The following is a 14,874-nucleotide window of genomic DNA, read 5'->3' on the forward strand; positions in this document are numbered from 1 at the left end:
CGCCGACTTAGAATCGTATTACGCGATGCTCGGCGCATCCTGGCCGATGCGCTAACGCCCATAAGGATGGGGATTGCCGAGCGTTTTGGGAACTTCTCAATGTTCAATGCAGCCATCGCCGTCCGCGATGGCGCGCATCGTAAATTTCTACGGGAAAACCCGCATCGGAGGAGTAAAAATGCGCATGGGAACCGATCGCCCGCTGCGTTTCGACATGGAATCGCTGCGCATTTTCGTGGCGGTCGTCGAGGAGGGCAGCATCGCCGCCGCCTCGGTGCGCACGCATCTGGTCGCCTCGGCGGTCAGCAAGCGCGTCTCAGACCTGGAGAGCGACGCCGGCACGCTGCTGCTGTATCGCCACAGCCGCGGGGTCCAGGCCACGCCGGCCGGCGAGGCGCTCTATCGCCATGCCCGGCGCATGATCGAACATCTGCAGCAGATCGCCGACGAGTTGTCCGAATACTCGGAAGGCCTGCGCGGCCATACCCGCATCTATGTCAACTTCACGGCGATGGTTCAGTATCTGCCCGGGCCGCTGCATTCGTTTTTGCGCGCCAACCCGGAAGTACGCGTCGACATGGTCGAGAAGCGCAGCGACGAAGTGGTGCAGGCGATTGCCAGCGGCATCGCCGATCTGGGGCTATGTTCGGCCACGCCCGGCACGTTGGGCGACCTGCAGTGGCGGCCCTACAGTACCGACACGCTGGTGCTGATCGTGCCGCCCGACCATCGCCTGGCGACGCGCTCGAGCATCGAGTTCGCCGAGGCGCTCGACGACGAGTTCGTCAGCATGCAGCACGGCACCTCGATCTCCAAGCTATGCCGCGCCGCGGCCGAGCGCAGCGGCAAGCGCCTGCGTGTGCGCATCGAGGTGACCAGCTTCGAGGGGGTGCGCAATATGGTCGGCGCCGGTCTCGGGCTCGGCGTGCTGCCCGAAGACAGCGTACGGCCCTATCTTCACTCCGCGCCGTTGCGCGTCGTGAAACTCGAAGACCCGTGGGCAATGCGGCCGCTGCTGCTGCTCGCGCGCAATTTCGAGACGCTGCCGCTGCCCGCGCGCATGCTCGTCGATCATCTCGAACAGGCGCGCAAGCGGGCCTCTTAGTGAGGTTCTTTCATATGCGGATCAGCCGCCACGAGTGCAGTGCGCGCCTCGTGGCCGGCAGGGACGGATCGCCTTAACGGCCGCCGCCACCGACGCCACCACCCATACCTCCGCCCATACCTCCGCCCATACCGCCACCGTAGCCACCACGGCCGGTGCTATTGCCGCGCGCGGGCGGCATATCCGGCAGGGTCACGCCGCGTTCGCGCGCGCGCTCCTGCATTTGGCGGTGATGTTGCAGGCGGATGGTTTCGCGCTCGCGTGCGGTTTTCGCCGCGCGCATTCTGGCGCGATATTCATTGCGTTCGCGCTGCGTCATCAACTGGCTGCCATAGATGGTGTCGCGCGATTGCGTTTGCGTGCGGTCGCGGGTACGGTCTTGCAGGCGATCCTTGTCCTGGAGCTGGTCCTTGTCCCGCAGGCGATCCCTGTCCTGCAACTGATCCTTGTCCTGCAGGCGATCCCTGTCCTGCAACTGGTCTTTTGTCTGATCCTGGGTGCGATCCTGAATCCGGTCCTGCGCGGTGGCGATGCCGACGTTTGCGCCCAACAGCAAAACGAGGGTCGACGACACGGCCAACGAACCAAGCAATTTGCGTGATTTCATGGTGCTCTCCAATTTTTGCGTGCGGGCAATCGCCCGCGGGGTGATAAATCTAAAAATAGGGGGGTGATTACTGCTTTGGCGTGCCACCCGGTGTACCGGATGGCGATAGCCGTTTGAGCCGCTGTGCTTCGGCGATCGCGGCGATGGCGTGCGCTCGGCTTGGCGGCAGGGGCGGCGCGCACAGCGATTCGCTCACTACCGACACCAGATCCGCCGTCACCGGCCGCACCGAGATCATGCCCAGATACGTGCCGGCGAGCAGCGGATCGGGATCCGGCTTTTCCAGTTCGGCCTGCATGTCGGCCAGCAAATAACGGGCCGTTTGCGCGCCTTGCCGGGTGCCCGGCATCAGCCCGTCGGCGAGTGCGTCGATGCGTGCGAGATTGTTGCCGCTCAGGCGCGCCTGCGGCGACGCGAGTGTGGCCGAATGCGCGCATTTGCCGAACTGGCTGACCGACAGCACCGTCAACGGTGCGACCGGCACCGTGGTCGACGTGCTCGGCGGTGTCTCCGGCGGCGGCGTGACCACGGGCGTGGTGCGCCCGCCGAGATAGCCTTGCCGGGACGACTCGGTCGCTTGCGGCGTACGCCCGCTTGCGCCGCCGCCATTGATGGCCGAGCCCGCGCCGGCGCCCGGGCTCGGGTTGCTCACGCCACCCGCGCCGCCGCGATTGGAGGCGCCGTTCGCCCCGCCGCCGAGCGTGCCATTGGAGGGGCCCGTGGCGGTGCTGGCGCGGCCTTGCGCGCCGGCATCGGGCAGCGTTGCCGCCGCGATGGCGAGCACGAAAGTCAGCGGCAATGTCCATTGCCGGCATAGTCGGTTGGCCAAACTTCGCATGTTCATTTCCCGGGGGTGGGTGCGGCGGCGAGCGCGGCTCGTTGTTGTTCGGCGACCTTGGCAATCTGGTCGGCTTGTGTGTCACTCATCCTGGCGCACAGCAGAAAGCCGATTCTCTTGACGGCCGCCGGCGTGACCGGCGTCTTGGCCACCAGCCCGAGCAGGGTGCCTGCCAGTTCGGGATTCGGTGTGGGCTTGATCAATTCGTTTTGCAGATTGCCCATCAGATAAGGGGCCGCGATCTTGCCGCTGGCGGCCAGCGCGGGGTCGACCTCGCCACGCGCTTCGTTCAGGCGTAACAGATTGCCGCCGCTGAATTGCTGCGCGGCCGGCATGCCGGGGCCCACGCCCTGGCAGCGCGGCGAGCTGTCGAGCGAGCCGCGCACGTTGACGGCCGGACCGCCGCCGGGGCCCGGGATGAAGTCGGACGTCGTGGTGCCGGTGCCCGGATCGGTCGTCTCGGTGCCCGAGTCGGGCGGGGTCGACGGATCGCTCGGGTTGGACCATCCGCCCCAGTAACGCAGGCGGGTGCGGCCAACGTCCTGCATGCTCGCCGCGCCGCTGCCGTAGCGCCCAACGCCTTCGGGCACCTGGCTGTTGCCGCGCACGCCGCTGCCGCCGCCGAAACGGTCGGGGCCCGGCGTCGGGTGCGAGATGGCACCCTGGTGCTGGCCGCTCTCGTGGCCTTGGTGACCGTATCGCGTGCCGTGGCCTTTTTCGACCGTTCCCCCGGTTTCGCCGCCGCCTTCGTGCCCGCCGCCGCTACCGCCGCCGCCGTGTCCGCCGCCGCCACCACCGTGGCCGCTGCTGCCGCCACCGCTATCGTGGCCGCCGGTGCGGCCACTGTCATGGCCCCCGCTGCCGCTGCTGCCGCCGCCACTGTCGTGACCGCCGCCGGCGTCCTGGGCATGTGCGATACCGATCACGCCAGGCATGATCGGCACGCCGGCCAGCCGTGATGCCAGCAGCGGCGTGCCGATGATCGCCAGGGCGACTGCCGTGACGCGCAACTTATGTTGAATGACAGCGTTCATTGTCGTGACTCGAGCAATCGATGGCGAGTGGCCTGGAGAGTGGCGGGCGGGGCGATCAACCATGCGCTTCCGCAATCGCGGCGCGCACCGCTTCGGCTGCCGCACCCAGATCGGCATCCGAGACACCGGCGGGCAACGTCAGCGACATGATCTTGTTGACCGCGTCGACCGTCGCGGTGCTCACCGGCAACGTTTTGTCGGATGCCGTGCCAATGAAGACCGCGGCAAGCAGCAGGGAGCGCGTGGCCGTGTTGGCGTCGTAGGTGCCCGAGGCGCTGACGATCTGTCCAGTGCTCAGCATGTCTTTGTAGAGCGCCAGGTTTTGCAGCGGCGAGTCGACCATCACGATCGACGTGTCGGTAAAGGTCGACTTGACCAGCGTCTGCAATGCGGCGACCTTCTGATCCATGGTGAGGCTCGCGTTGTCGGCGATCGCCAGCACCTGGTTGTAGAACGCCGGCTGCATGCTGGAGAGCGCATCGGCGAGCGAGCGGTCGAGCACATGGGACGGCGCGCGGGCCACGTTCAGGCGACCCAGTTCGAGATCCGAAGGAATCCCTTCCTGAGCCCAGGCGGGTTTGCCGCCTTGCGTACCGGGCGCCGGCTTGGAGCCGCCACCGCCGTATTTCGGCCCCTTGGCGTCGCTGTCGGAGCTCGGGCCGCCTTGGCCGGAGCCGCTCGCGCCGGGTTCGGTCGACGAGCCGTGCTTGCCCTTGCTGCCGCGATCGGCGCCCGGGCCGCCCTGGCCTTTGGATGTGCCGCTTTGGGCGTGCGCGGACGACACCGGCGCGATCGACGCCAGCCAATTCGGGGCCGAACTGCTTATGCTGAGGGCCATGCCCAGCGACGCTGCGGCGGCAATGGCAATCTTGCTCAGGGGTAGGGTCTTGATGGACATGACATTCCTCTCTGCTTGTGGTTGATTGAGTGCGCTCAATGGTTGCGGGGGGATCCAATTCACCTGAAATGGCCCATATCACTCGATTACATTTTTGCAGTTGGCGCAGCCAGGATATTGACGATAATCAAGGGTCTCGCATCCTGTTTGCCGGGTTTGATCAAGGCCCGAAGGAATGCGCCGAAAGCCCCAGTCGCCGCGGCCCAGGCATGCGGCGGCGCGCCGGCAAATCGGTGCCGGCGCGCCGTCGAACCCGGGAGAAGTTGGCGCGGATCAGTGCGAGAACGGAATCGCCACGCGGGCCATCACGGTGTATTGATTGAAGTCTTCGGTGGGCACGCTCGAGTTCAGCCTGCGCCCGGTGACGCTCAGGTCGAAATACAGGTTCCGATGCAAACGATAGACCAGCCCGAGCGTGACCCCGTAGTAGTCGTCGGTGCGGGGCAGGCCCTTGTAGGCGACGTGAGACAGCGAGCCCGTGCCGCGCACCGTCAGCTTGCCGGTCAGCTGTTGCTCGACGCCCAGGGACGCATAGGTGTTGACGTAACTCGACGAGACCAGCACCACGCTGGGCGACGGCGTCGAGGTCACGGTGGTTTCCTCGATGGTCCGGTCGAGGTACGCGGTCACGGAGGTGCGACTGGTAGCCGACCACTGCAGCGCGGTTCCAATCACTGGCGCGCTGACATTGGCAAAGCGCGGGTCTTGGTAATCCTGCTGCATCCATCCGGCAAACGCGTCGAGCTTGAGCACCCGGGGAATGTTCCACCGTACGCCCGCCAGGTAGCGCATGCCGCTCGAGTCGCGCTGATAACCCAGATCGTCCACCGCGTCGTTATAGCGGCGGTTGTCGAAGGCGATCTGCACGTAAGGCTCGACACGCGGCGTGATCTCGTACCCCACGCGCACCCCGCCGGTATATTGCCAGCGGTCGCGATCGTGATTGTTGATGATGTTGATCACGCCGCTGCCGGTGAGGAAGTTGACGTTGTTGTAAGTCAGTTGCTGGGCCGTGCCGGCCACCCGCACCGACACGCGGCCGAACTGATGAAACACCCCGCCGTACAGGCGCAACTGGTGGTACTGGGTGGGCGTCAGCCCATTGCGCGCGGAGGGCGACTCGCGGTCTTCATGCTCCTGCGAGAAATGCACGCCGCCATAGACGTTGGTGTCGGAGCTGAAATCGTAGCGGCCTTCCGCGCTCAAATGGTAGTCGTTCGAGTTTTCCGACGTATAGGTCGAATAGCGCGTGCTATCGAGCGATGCATGAAAATCCAGTTCATGCTTGGTCCAGTTCGACAGCGCCCACAGCGCCGGCGAGAAAACCCAGGCGCGGTCGCTCAGCCGTGTGTCTTTGGGTGAGAAAAAAACGTTACTGTCGTACATCCATGTCGCGTCGATCTCCGGGTAAAGCAAATACGAGCCGAGCGAGAATGGCGTGCCGGCCGGGCTCACCTGGCTGGCTGGCGTCGGAACCCGGTCCGGCGCCTTGCCGGGCACGGCGTTGTCGACCGGCGCCTGCGCCGGCAGGCTGGGCACTTGCGCCGATGGCGAGGGCTGATCGGCGGTCGGCGATTGCGGCACCAGTTCCTGGCCGAGCGCCGGGACCGACCACACCAGGGCAGCGGCCACCAGCGACAGCACCGTTCTGTGATGCCGGCTCAGCCAGTTGGCCTCCGGCGCTCGCCGCGCCATGCTCCGGCATCCTGCCGCCGTGGTTTTCCCCGTTTTTGCGCGCTTGTTCGACATCTTCGTTTCTCCCGGCGCCATGCTGCGGTGTTGGGCGACAACCGCACGCGCATGGTGCGCTCACTTGTCGAGCCAGCATAGTCGGCGGAGTGGCCGGGGAGTTTGATTTTTTACAAACAGTTTGCAGTTACTTCGTCACCTTGAGGGTGACGTTGCGGGCGGCCCACAGACCCGGCCCCGCCGCGCTTGACGGCGTGGCCGGGCTGCGGGTTGCGGCAATGGCGCAGGCGAAGGGGGAAGGCGGGAGTGAGGGCAGAATGAGGATAAGGAGGCGGCGAGGGCGCGATTACCGCGCCACCCGCCTGCCTATTCCAGGTGCTCGTGAAAACTCGACGCGCCCTGTTTCCAGTAGGCCGCCACGCGCATCGCCTCTTTCGGCAGGCCGTGCTCGCGCAGCAGGATCTCGCGCGTTTTGGCCATCACCGCGGCCTCGCCCGCGCACCAGGCAAAGCCTTCGCCGGGCGGCAGCCGCAGCGCGCCCAGGGTGGCCAGGAAGGCATCGGCACCCGTGACCCAACGCACGTCGCATTGCGCGCGGCTGGCAAACTCGCGCCGGTCGCCGGGCTCGCCCAGCGCCACCACGATGGCGCGGGCGTTTGCCGGCAGCTCCTCCAGGCGCCGGCTGATGGCGGGCAGGGCGGTGGCGTCGCCCGCCAGCAGGTGCCAGTCGTAGTCGGTGGGAATGATCAGCGAGCCGCGCGGGCCGGCGACGATCGCAGGCTCGCCGGGGCGGGTGCTGCGCGCCCAGGCCGAAGCCGCGCCCGCGCCATGCCGCGCGAACTCGATGGTCAGCTCGCGCGCGGCCGCGTCGAAGCGGCGCGGCGTATAGTGGCGCCCCACCGGCTCGCCCTGCGCATCGAGCACCATGAGTTTGATATGATCGTCGAACGAGTCGGACGCAAAGCCTTCGAGCGCCTCGCCCGTGAACGTGATCGTGACGAAATTGGGGCCCAGCGCCTCGACACGAGCAACCTCGACCTCCCGATGCTGCAATTCATAACGGACCCGGCGCACGCGGCGCGTGCCGATCGCGTTTTCCATCGCCTTCTCCAAATTGGTTGATAATGTCACCCATTATGCGAAAACAAGTTGATAAAGTCAACCAGATGCCGGATGCCTCGCCTGACGAGGTTTTCGAGTCGATCCACACCATCATGCATCTGTACCGGTCGCGGCAATATCGCGCGTTGCGCGAAGGCCCGCACGAACTCACGCATATGGAAGACAAGGTGCTCGGATACTTTTCGCGGCACCCCGGCGCCACGCAGAGCGACCTGGCCGCGCATTCCGGGCGCGACAAGGCGCAACTGACCCGGCTGATCCGGGGGCTGCGTGACAAGGGGCTGCTCGAGGCCGAGCTCGACGAAAACGACCGGCGCAGCACCCGGCTGCATGTGAGCGCGGCCGGCAAAGCCATGCACCGCGCGGTGCACGCGCAGGGCGCCGAGTTGGCGCGCCGCGCAATGGCCGGCTTGAGCGACGCCGATGGCCGCCAACTGGCGGCGCTGCTCGCGCAGGTGCAAACCAATCTCGAAGCCGAGCCCGAGTAGGGCGCGCCGGCATCGCGCCCGGCACCGAGGGTTTTCCCGGTTGCGGGTGTACCGGACCATGGCTAGACTGAGGTGGCAGAGGGATCTCGGTTAACCCTATCGTTTGGGCGCCGAGGAGTCACGGGGGGAACCGATGGCCTCGATATCCAATGATATTGCTTCAAAACTAGGCCTTTCGCCCGTTTTTCCCGAGCGACGCAAAGAGCCTCGATTCCGCGTCAACTGGCACGCGCTGCTCGACTTCGCGGGGGCTATCTCGACCATCCGCGTCTGGGACATCTCCAGGGAAGGCCTGAGCATCATCACCGACGCGGCGATTCCGCTCAATGCCACGTTGACCCTGCTGGTGGTGGGCGATCGCGGCGAGGGGCGGGGCCAGCCGGTCGCCGTGCCGCTCAAGGCGGCCGTGCGCAACCGCGTCGGCACCAGCGGCGGGTATCGCCTGGGCGCCCATATCGAGAGCATCGACGCCGCGAGCTGGCGCTTCCTGCTCACCGGCTCGGCCGAGCCCGAACCCGGTGAGGGCGACGGCGAGTACCGCGAATATTGATTGACGTTCGCCGGGCGCTGCGTCGTCCCGGCGCCGGTCTCAAGCCTTCGCGCCCGAGCGTTTGACCAGCGGGCCGCGCAGGATCTTCATCACCTCTGCCGCGGTATGCTCCGAGTGAAAACGCAGGATCGCCGCCAGCCGCCCGGCATCGCGCTCGCGCAGCGCCTGCATGATCGCTTCATGTTCCTCGGACGACTCCTGCCAGCGCAACACATCGGCATTGGCGACGCCGCGCGCGCGATACACCTTGGCCATCAGCGTCGCATACATCGAAGCGAGCACCGGGTTGCCGGTGGCGGCCACCAGCTGCACGTGAATCTCCTGATTGGCGCGGTAATAGGCCAGGCGCTTGCCGTCGCGGTGATACCCGGCCATGCGCTGGTGCTGTTCCATCAGCCGCGCCAGCGTCGCATCGTCGATGCGCTCGGCCAGCAGGCGCCCCGTCATTTCCTCCAGGCCGTGCAGCACTTCGAAGATCGACGCGAGCTCGTCCAGATCGATCGGCGCGACCCGAAACCCCATATGCTGGCGATGCGTGACGTGCCCCTCGAGAGTGAGAATCTTGAGCGCCTCGCGCAGCGGCGTCTTGGAAATATCGAACGCCTCGCACAACTCGCGCTCGTTGATATGCTGCCCGGGGGCGAGCTCGCCCTCCTGGATCATCTCCCGCAGCCGCTGTGCGGTAGCCTCGTGCATGCTGCTGCGGCGCAGGCTGGCGCGCCGCGCCACGCCTGGGTCAACTTTGACATCCATACCCCGCATCCCCTTTGCATTGAATTCCGGCAAGAGCATAAGGCAAAACCCTACGTTTTATAAAAATAACAATAAATCAATAAGTTATGTAATTTGTAATTATTGATTAATCATAATATACTCCGTTCGACACGTGTCGCACCATCAGCTTGGCCGGCTGATCCGTATCAAATATTTCCGACACACCGACAGGAGGGGACATGGACGCACCGTCTATTGCCGTGCCTACGCAGGCCAAGACAACCGTACGCTGGAAAATTTTCTTGATCATGTTGATGCTGATATCAATCAACTACGTCGACCGGGCTTCGCTGTCGGTCGCGATGCCGCTGATATCGAAAGAATTCAATCTGAGCCCGGCCATGCAAGGGTTCATCCTCAGCTCGTTTTTCTGGACCTACGCGCTGATGCAGATTCCGGGCGGCATGCTGGCCGACCGCTTCAAGCCGCGCATCGTGATCGCGCTGGCCACCGTCTTCTGGGGATTCTTCCAGGCCATCGCGGCCGGCTGCACCAGTGCCTTCACGCTGGTGCTCACGCGCCTCGGGCTGGGCGCCGCCGAAGCGCCGATCTACCCGGCCGGCGGCAAGCTCAATGCGATCTGGATGACCCCGCACGAGCGCGGCCGAGGCGCCACGCTGCTCGACGGCGGCGCACCGCTGGGCGCGGCGCTGGGGGCCGTGATCATCTCCAGCCTGATCGCCGTGATCGGCTCGTGGCGGCTGTCGTTCGTGGTGGCCGGCGTGGGCACCATGCTGGTCGGCCTGCTGGCCTGGTATTACATTCGCAACCATCCGCGCGAGCATCCGGCCGTCAACGACGAGGAAGCCAGCTGCATCGAGGCCGCCGCCGCGCAGGAGCACAGCCAGGAGCCGGCCAACCTCAGCGGGCGCAGCCTCGACTTCTTCAAATACCGCTCGGTGTGGTGCATGGTGTTCGGCTGGATGTGCTTCAACGCGCTTTTCTACGGACTGCTGACGTGGATGCCGACCTACCTGAACAAGGTGCAGGGCCTGAACATCGCGGAAATGGGCGGCGCGACCTTCATCATCTTCTTCTCGGGATTCGTCGGCGAAATCTTCGGCGGCTGGCTGGCCGACCAATGGCGCGCGCGCGGCGCGAGCGCCAACAAGGTCATGCGCGTGCTGTTCGGCATCGCGGCGCTGATCGCCACCGCGTCGATCTTTTCGGTGGCCTATGCGACTACGCCGATGATGGTCGTGATCCTGCTTTCCACCACGCTGTTCTTCCTGCGCTGGTGCGGCATGTACTGGTGCATTCCGTCGCTGCTCGGCACCCGCAACAAGGTGGGCTTCCTGGGCGGCACGATGAACCTCGGCGGCAACATCGCCGGCGTCTCGGTACCGATTATCGTGGGCCTGATCGTGCAGGCCACCGGTTCCTATTTTCTCGCGCTGATGTTCTTTGCGGCGGCGGGCATCGGCCTGTTCCTGTGCTCGACGCTGATCGACTATCAACGCAAATTGCCGGTCTAAACACCGGAACCCTCGATGGAGCATGACTTTAAATGAGTAAACGTATTCTGCTGGGCATGTTGACCCCCTCGTCCAACACCGCGCTCGAACCATTGACGAGCGCCATGGTGGCCGGGCTGCCGGGCGTCTCCGCCCATTTCTCCCGCTTTACCGTCACGGAAATCTCGCTCAAGGACCGCGCCCTCGGCCAGTTCGACGACAGCAAGATCATCGAAGCCGCCAAGCTGCTGGCCGACGCCAAGGTCGACGTGATCGGCTGGAACGGCACCTCCTCGGGCTGGCTCGGCTTCGAGGCCGACCGCCGCCTGTGCGAGCGCATCACCGAAGCCACCGGCGTTCCCGCCACCACCTCGGTGCTCGCGCTCAACGAGATCCTCGAAAAAACCGGCGCTAAGCGCTTCGGGCTGGCCACGCCGTACCTCGACGACGTACAGGAAAAAATCGTCAGCAACTACGCCAGCGAGGGTTTTCAGTGCGTGGCCGAGCGCCATCTGGGGCTGCACGTGAACTTCAGCTTCTCCGAAGTCACCGAAGACCAGATTCGCGGCATGGTGCGCGACGTCGCGCGCGAGCGGCCGGAGGCCATTTCCACCTTCTGCACCAACCTCAAGGCGGCGCACCTGGTGCCCGAGCTGGAGCGCGAAACCGGCATTCCGATCTATGACACGATCGCCACCGTGGTGTGGAAATCGCTGCGCATGGCCGGCTTCGACACCACCCAGGTCAAGGGCTGGGGCCGGCTGTTCCAGGAAGTCGCCTAAGGAGGGCCGCACATGCCATCGCACACCCCCGAACCAGCGGCAGACAAAGACGGCTTCGACCTGGTGATTCGCCATGCCGACGTAGCCACCGCGGCCGATCGCTTCACCTGTGACATCGGCGTGCGCGATGGCGTGATCACCGCCCTGGCCAGGCGCCTGCCCGAAGGGCGCCAGGAAATCGACGCGGCCGGGCGCCTCGTGCTACCCGGCGGCGTCGACGCGCACTGCCACCTCGACCAGCCCATGCCCGACGGCATGCGCATGGCCGACGACTTCGTCACCGGCACCCGCTCGGCCGCCTGCGGCGGCACCACCACGGTGATCCCATTCGCCGCGCAGGCCAAGAGCGAGTCCCTGGCCGCCGCGGTGAGCGACTACCACCACCGCGCCGAAGGCAAGGCCGCCATCGACTACGCGTTTCACCTGATCGTCAGCGACCCGACCCCGGCGGTGCTCGAGCAAGAGCTGCCGCGCCTGATCGCGCAGGGCTACACGTCGTTCAAGATCTACATGACCTACGACGACCTCAAGCTCAACGACCGGCAGATTCTCGAAGTGCTCGACGTCGCGCGCCAGCACCGCGCGCTGGTCATGGTGCACGCCGAAAACGCCGATTGCATCGGCTGGCTCACCGACCGCCTCACCGCGGCCGGGCACACCGCGCCGCGCTACCACGCGATGTCGCGGCCCAGCGCGGTGGAGCGCGAAGCCACGCACCGCGCCATCACCTTCGCGGAACTGGTCGACGTGCCGATCCTGATCGTGCACGTCTCGGGGCGCGAAGCCATCGAGCAGATTCGCTGGGCGCACGGGCAGGGCCTGCGCATCTACGCCGAAACCTGTCCGCAATACCTCTACCTCACGGCCGACGACCTGGGCCTCGACGACCACGGCTACCACGGCGCCAAATGCGTGTGCAGCCCGCCGCCGCGCGACGCGCAAAACCGCGACGTGGTCTGGAACGCCATCGCCGACGGCCTGTTCAGCGTGTTCTCGTCGGACCACGCGCCGTTTCGCTACGACGACCCGCACGGCAAGAAACTGCACGGGCAGGAACAGCCGTTCCAATACATTCCCAACGGCATCCCCGGCCTCGAAACCCGGCTGCCGCTCCTGTTCTCGGGCGGCGTCATGAGCGGCCTGATCGACGTGCACCGCTTCGTCGCCCTGACCGCCACCGAGCCGGCCAAACTCTACGGCCTGTACCCGCGCAAGGGCACCATCGCCGTCGGCGCCGACGCCGACCTCGTGCTATGGGACACCGAGCGGCGCGTCACCATCCGCAACCGCGACCTGCACCACGCCGTCGACTACACCCCGTACGAAGGCACCGAAGTGCAAGGCTGGCCGGTACTCACCATCGCCGCCGGCAAAGTCGTCTGCGACAACGGCCAATTCGTCGGTGAGCCAGGCGCAGGGCGCTTCCTGCCCTGCGGCACCCCGGCGGCGTTCGTGCAGCCGCCGCGACGGGGCTAACGCAACCGCAAAAGCGGGGCAACAAAAAAGACCACCGCACACCCGAACGGGTGTTGCGCGTGGTCTTTTTTTCATTGCCAATGCATACGCACTTCGCAGCCGCGCGGCAAACCGCGCGCCGCGCGACCGAGCGTCAAATCATCTGCCGCACCGGCGCACAGGCCGCATCGAGCTGCCGCTTGAGCGGCGCCACCAGCGTATGCAACTGCCGCGCCGTCAGCCGCTGCTGATCGGCCTCGTCAAGCAGTGCCAACAAGCCTTCCAGCCCTTCGCTGACCACGGCCAATTCATGGCAGGCAGCCTGCACCGCGTCGTCGACGGTGGCGGCGAGCGTTTCGAGTTCGGTGAGGATCGGTTGGGCGCAGGCAAGATCCAGCGTGGGTCGGCTGGCGAGTTCGGCGAGCAGGTCGCGTTGGCGGGAGAGGGGGAAGGGGGTGGTGGGTTGGGCAGCAGGATGGCGAGCCATGGAATCTCCAATAGTAAACGCCGCCTATCGGGCGGCATCGACCGTCGATGTTCCGGCTCTCAACCCGGGTCGCCGTTGTGTCGGCAACGGGGGGGATTCTTGGCGATATGAGCCCAGGTGTCAAGGCACGGGCAGGCCGCCCACGCCGTCATGCATCGCCACAATCGACGCGCTGCCCGAGCCCACTCTCGCCCCGCTGGCACTCGAGCGGCTTGTGGAGCAAAATCACGCAAAGCCGGGGTAGGACGCTTTCGAAACATCTGAACAGGTGGCCGAAATGACGAAAAACGTGTCTGTCGTGATTTACGTCGCGGTATTGATCGCCGTTATCGTTGGCGTCGATGTGCTGTTTTTCAGGCATCGATTGTGGGAACGGTTGATGGCGAATGTCGGCATCGTTTTGGTGTTTGGGGCGTTTTATTTGCGGTTTTTTGGGAGGGGGTGATACCGGCCAACAGCTGTCTGTCGTCAACGCCAATCCCCCGGGCACTCAGATGGTCCGATCCGCTCTAACAGCGGACGTTTGCACTAACCGCGTTCGGCCCAGGTCGGAGAATCTTCAATTCATTCCCGCCTGGCGAAGGCTACGCCGCGATGTCCAGCTCACAGCCGCGCGAATAGCTGCTCGCGATTTATGCGAATCGGGAACGTCGCTGGCAGCGACGCCAAACAATCGAGTACATGTCAGTGACCGGGAGCCTTCCGCCCAACTACGGCAGACCCCGCTTGGATTAGCGTTGCTTTCGGCGGTATGCTTATTTGCTAGACTTCCACAGTTGCGCAAATAGAACGCGTTTCCGAATCGGTTGTTACGGGGCACATACAATGACGAACATCGACGCAGCCAAGCTAACATTCGATCGCCTCCGCTCTGAGTGGGAAGAGCAACGCACCGAAATCGAGACCGAGCAAGATGCTCGATTTCGGATCATAAACGTTATGCTCACTGCCGTTCTTGGATGGCCATCTAATCGTGTACAGACTGAAAAGCACGTAGACGATGGTTACGTCGACTATCTGATGATCGAGGGCACCCGGAATCGGCTGGCAGTGGAAGCGAAAAGACAGAGCGTTTTGTTGATCGATACTCGTCTTCCGGGCAGGCAGGCATATAAAATCAAAGGTCCCGCCTTAAAAAGCGCTCGTTCCGGCATTGACCAAGTTGCGGCGTATTGTTCCGAGACAGGGGCTCCATTTTGCGCCTTGACTAACGGCTTCGAATGGATCGGACATTGGCCTTTTCGCGGAGATGGGCGACCAGCCTCCGACTACTCCGCAATCGTGTTTCCGAGTCTTGAGGCTATTGCTCAAGACTTCGCCGAATTTTATGATCTTTTTTCGCGAGAAGGCGTGGCCCGAGATCTTTTCAAGCTGCGAATAAATGCAGCAGAAGGCCTAGCGTTAGCCCATCACGAGCCGCTTCGGCCTTTGAGGGAGGCGAAATTTCTGCGCCGCCTTGAAAAGAACCCCCTCGCTCGCGAATTAAGCGAAGTGTTGAGTGGTTTTTTTAGCTCCATGAACGGCGAGGACGATCCTGAGATGCTTGCGTACTGTTTCGTGGAAAGTACGGAGAGCAGAGAGGCAGAATAAA

Annotated in this window: 16 protein-coding genes; 8 read left to right on the forward strand and 8 right to left on the reverse strand. The window is 64.7% G+C overall.

Features of this window, described 5'->3' with window-relative positions:
* Window positions 1–184: 184 nt before the first annotated feature.
* The gene (locus PATSB16_RS06050) at window positions 185–1,105 is read left to right on the forward strand and encodes a LysR family transcriptional regulator (RefSeq protein ID WP_237170306.1); all 921 of its coding nucleotides are present in this window, start codon (window positions 185–187) and stop codon (window positions 1,103–1,105) included.
* Window positions 1,106–1,178: 73 nt separating this feature from the next.
* On the opposite strand, the gene PATSB16_RS21265 is transcribed toward PATSB16_RS06050, so the two are convergent.
* The 6 genes from PATSB16_RS21265 to PATSB16_RS06080 form a co-directional block, all read right to left on the reverse strand.
* Window positions 1,179–1,712 (reverse strand): putative RNA-binding protein, encoded by a 534-nt coding sequence (locus PATSB16_RS21265; protein ID WP_072628615.1) that lies wholly within the window; start codon window positions 1,710–1,712, stop codon window positions 1,179–1,181.
* A gap of 67 nt (window positions 1,713–1,779) precedes the next feature.
* Entirely contained in the window at window positions 1,780–2,550 is a 771-nt protein-coding gene (locus tag PATSB16_RS06060) for a hypothetical protein (RefSeq protein ID WP_047213162.1), read from the reverse strand.
* A 2-nt stretch (window positions 2,551–2,552) separates the two neighbouring features.
* Entirely contained in the window at window positions 2,553–3,584 is a 1,032-nt protein-coding gene (locus PATSB16_RS06065) for a hypothetical protein (protein WP_052892592.1), read from the reverse strand.
* A gap of 55 nt (window positions 3,585–3,639) precedes the next feature.
* Window positions 3,640–4,482, reverse strand: coding sequence for a hypothetical protein (locus PATSB16_RS06070; RefSeq protein WP_047213163.1), 843 nt, complete (start codon window positions 4,480–4,482; stop codon window positions 3,640–3,642).
* Window positions 4,483–4,755: 273 nt separating this feature from the next.
* Window positions 4,756–6,177 (reverse strand): outer membrane beta-barrel protein, encoded by a 1,422-nt coding sequence (locus tag PATSB16_RS06075; protein ID WP_047213164.1) that lies wholly within the window; start codon window positions 6,175–6,177, stop codon window positions 4,756–4,758.
* Window positions 6,178–6,537: 360 nt separating this feature from the next.
* Window positions 6,538–7,272 carry a siderophore-interacting protein gene (locus tag PATSB16_RS06080; protein WP_047213165.1) on the reverse strand — a complete coding sequence of 245 codons (735 nt, stop codon included), beginning with the start codon at window positions 7,270–7,272 and terminating at the stop codon, window positions 6,538–6,540.
* 35 nt (window positions 7,273–7,307) lie between these two features.
* On the opposite strand from PATSB16_RS06080, the gene PATSB16_RS06085 reads away from it, so the two are divergent.
* On the forward strand, window positions 7,308–7,781 hold the full coding sequence (locus PATSB16_RS06085; RefSeq protein WP_052892593.1) for a MarR family winged helix-turn-helix transcriptional regulator: 474 nt from the start codon (window positions 7,308–7,310) through the stop codon (window positions 7,779–7,781).
* A gap of 133 nt (window positions 7,782–7,914) precedes the next feature.
* The gene (locus PATSB16_RS06090; protein WP_047213167.1) at window positions 7,915–8,331 is read left to right on the forward strand and encodes a PilZ domain-containing protein; all 417 of its coding nucleotides are present in this window, start codon (window positions 7,915–7,917) and stop codon (window positions 8,329–8,331) included.
* 39 nt (window positions 8,332–8,370) lie between these two features.
* Here the strand turns inward: PATSB16_RS06090 and PATSB16_RS06095 are convergent, their stop codons facing one another.
* Window positions 8,371–9,084 carry a GntR family transcriptional regulator gene (locus PATSB16_RS06095; protein ID WP_418303884.1) on the reverse strand — a complete coding sequence of 238 codons (714 nt, stop codon included), beginning with the start codon at window positions 9,082–9,084 and terminating at the stop codon, window positions 8,371–8,373.
* 200 nt (window positions 9,085–9,284) lie between these two features.
* Here PATSB16_RS06095 and PATSB16_RS06100 point away from each other — a divergent pair, with 200 nt between their 5' ends.
* Genes PATSB16_RS06100 through hydA form a run of 3 tightly spaced genes read left to right on the forward strand, consistent with a single transcriptional unit; the run spans window position 9,285 to window position 12,817 of the window.
* On the forward strand, window positions 9,285–10,580 hold the full coding sequence (locus tag PATSB16_RS06100) for an MFS transporter (RefSeq protein WP_047213168.1): 1,296 nt from the start codon (window positions 9,285–9,287) through the stop codon (window positions 10,578–10,580).
* 32 nt (window positions 10,581–10,612) lie between these two features.
* Complete coding sequence (locus tag PATSB16_RS06105) at window positions 10,613–11,341, forward strand: maleate cis-trans isomerase family protein (protein ID WP_047213169.1); 729 nt, start codon at window positions 10,613–10,615, stop codon at window positions 11,339–11,341.
* Window positions 11,342–11,353: 12 nt separating this feature from the next.
* A complete protein-coding gene (gene hydA / locus PATSB16_RS06110) occupies window positions 11,354–12,817 on the forward strand; it encodes a dihydropyrimidinase (RefSeq protein ID WP_047213170.1) in 1,464 nt (487 codons plus the stop codon).
* Window positions 12,818–12,950: 133 nt separating this feature from the next.
* On the opposite strand, the gene PATSB16_RS06115 is transcribed toward hydA, so the two are convergent.
* The gene (locus tag PATSB16_RS06115) at window positions 12,951–13,283 is read right to left on the reverse strand and encodes a DUF1484 family protein (protein WP_047213171.1); all 333 of its coding nucleotides are present in this window, start codon (window positions 13,281–13,283) and stop codon (window positions 12,951–12,953) included.
* 277 nt (window positions 13,284–13,560) lie between these two features.
* On the opposite strand from PATSB16_RS06115, the gene PATSB16_RS20995 reads away from it, so the two are divergent.
* Together PATSB16_RS20995 and PATSB16_RS06120 are read left to right on the forward strand one after the other, a co-directional pair.
* Complete coding sequence (locus tag PATSB16_RS20995; protein ID WP_169834611.1) at window positions 13,561–13,728, forward strand: hypothetical protein; 168 nt, start codon at window positions 13,561–13,563, stop codon at window positions 13,726–13,728.
* Between the two features lie 380 nt (window positions 13,729–14,108).
* Window positions 14,109–14,873: a hypothetical protein gene (locus PATSB16_RS06120; protein WP_047213172.1), complete on the forward strand. Its 765-nt coding sequence runs from the start codon at window positions 14,109–14,111 to the stop codon at window positions 14,871–14,873.
* Window position 14,874: the final 1 nt, after the last annotated feature.

Source organism: Pandoraea thiooxydans (assembly GCF_001931675.1).
In the GTDB taxonomy this organism is placed as follows: domain Bacteria; phylum Pseudomonadota; class Gammaproteobacteria; order Burkholderiales; family Burkholderiaceae; genus Pandoraea; species Pandoraea thiooxydans.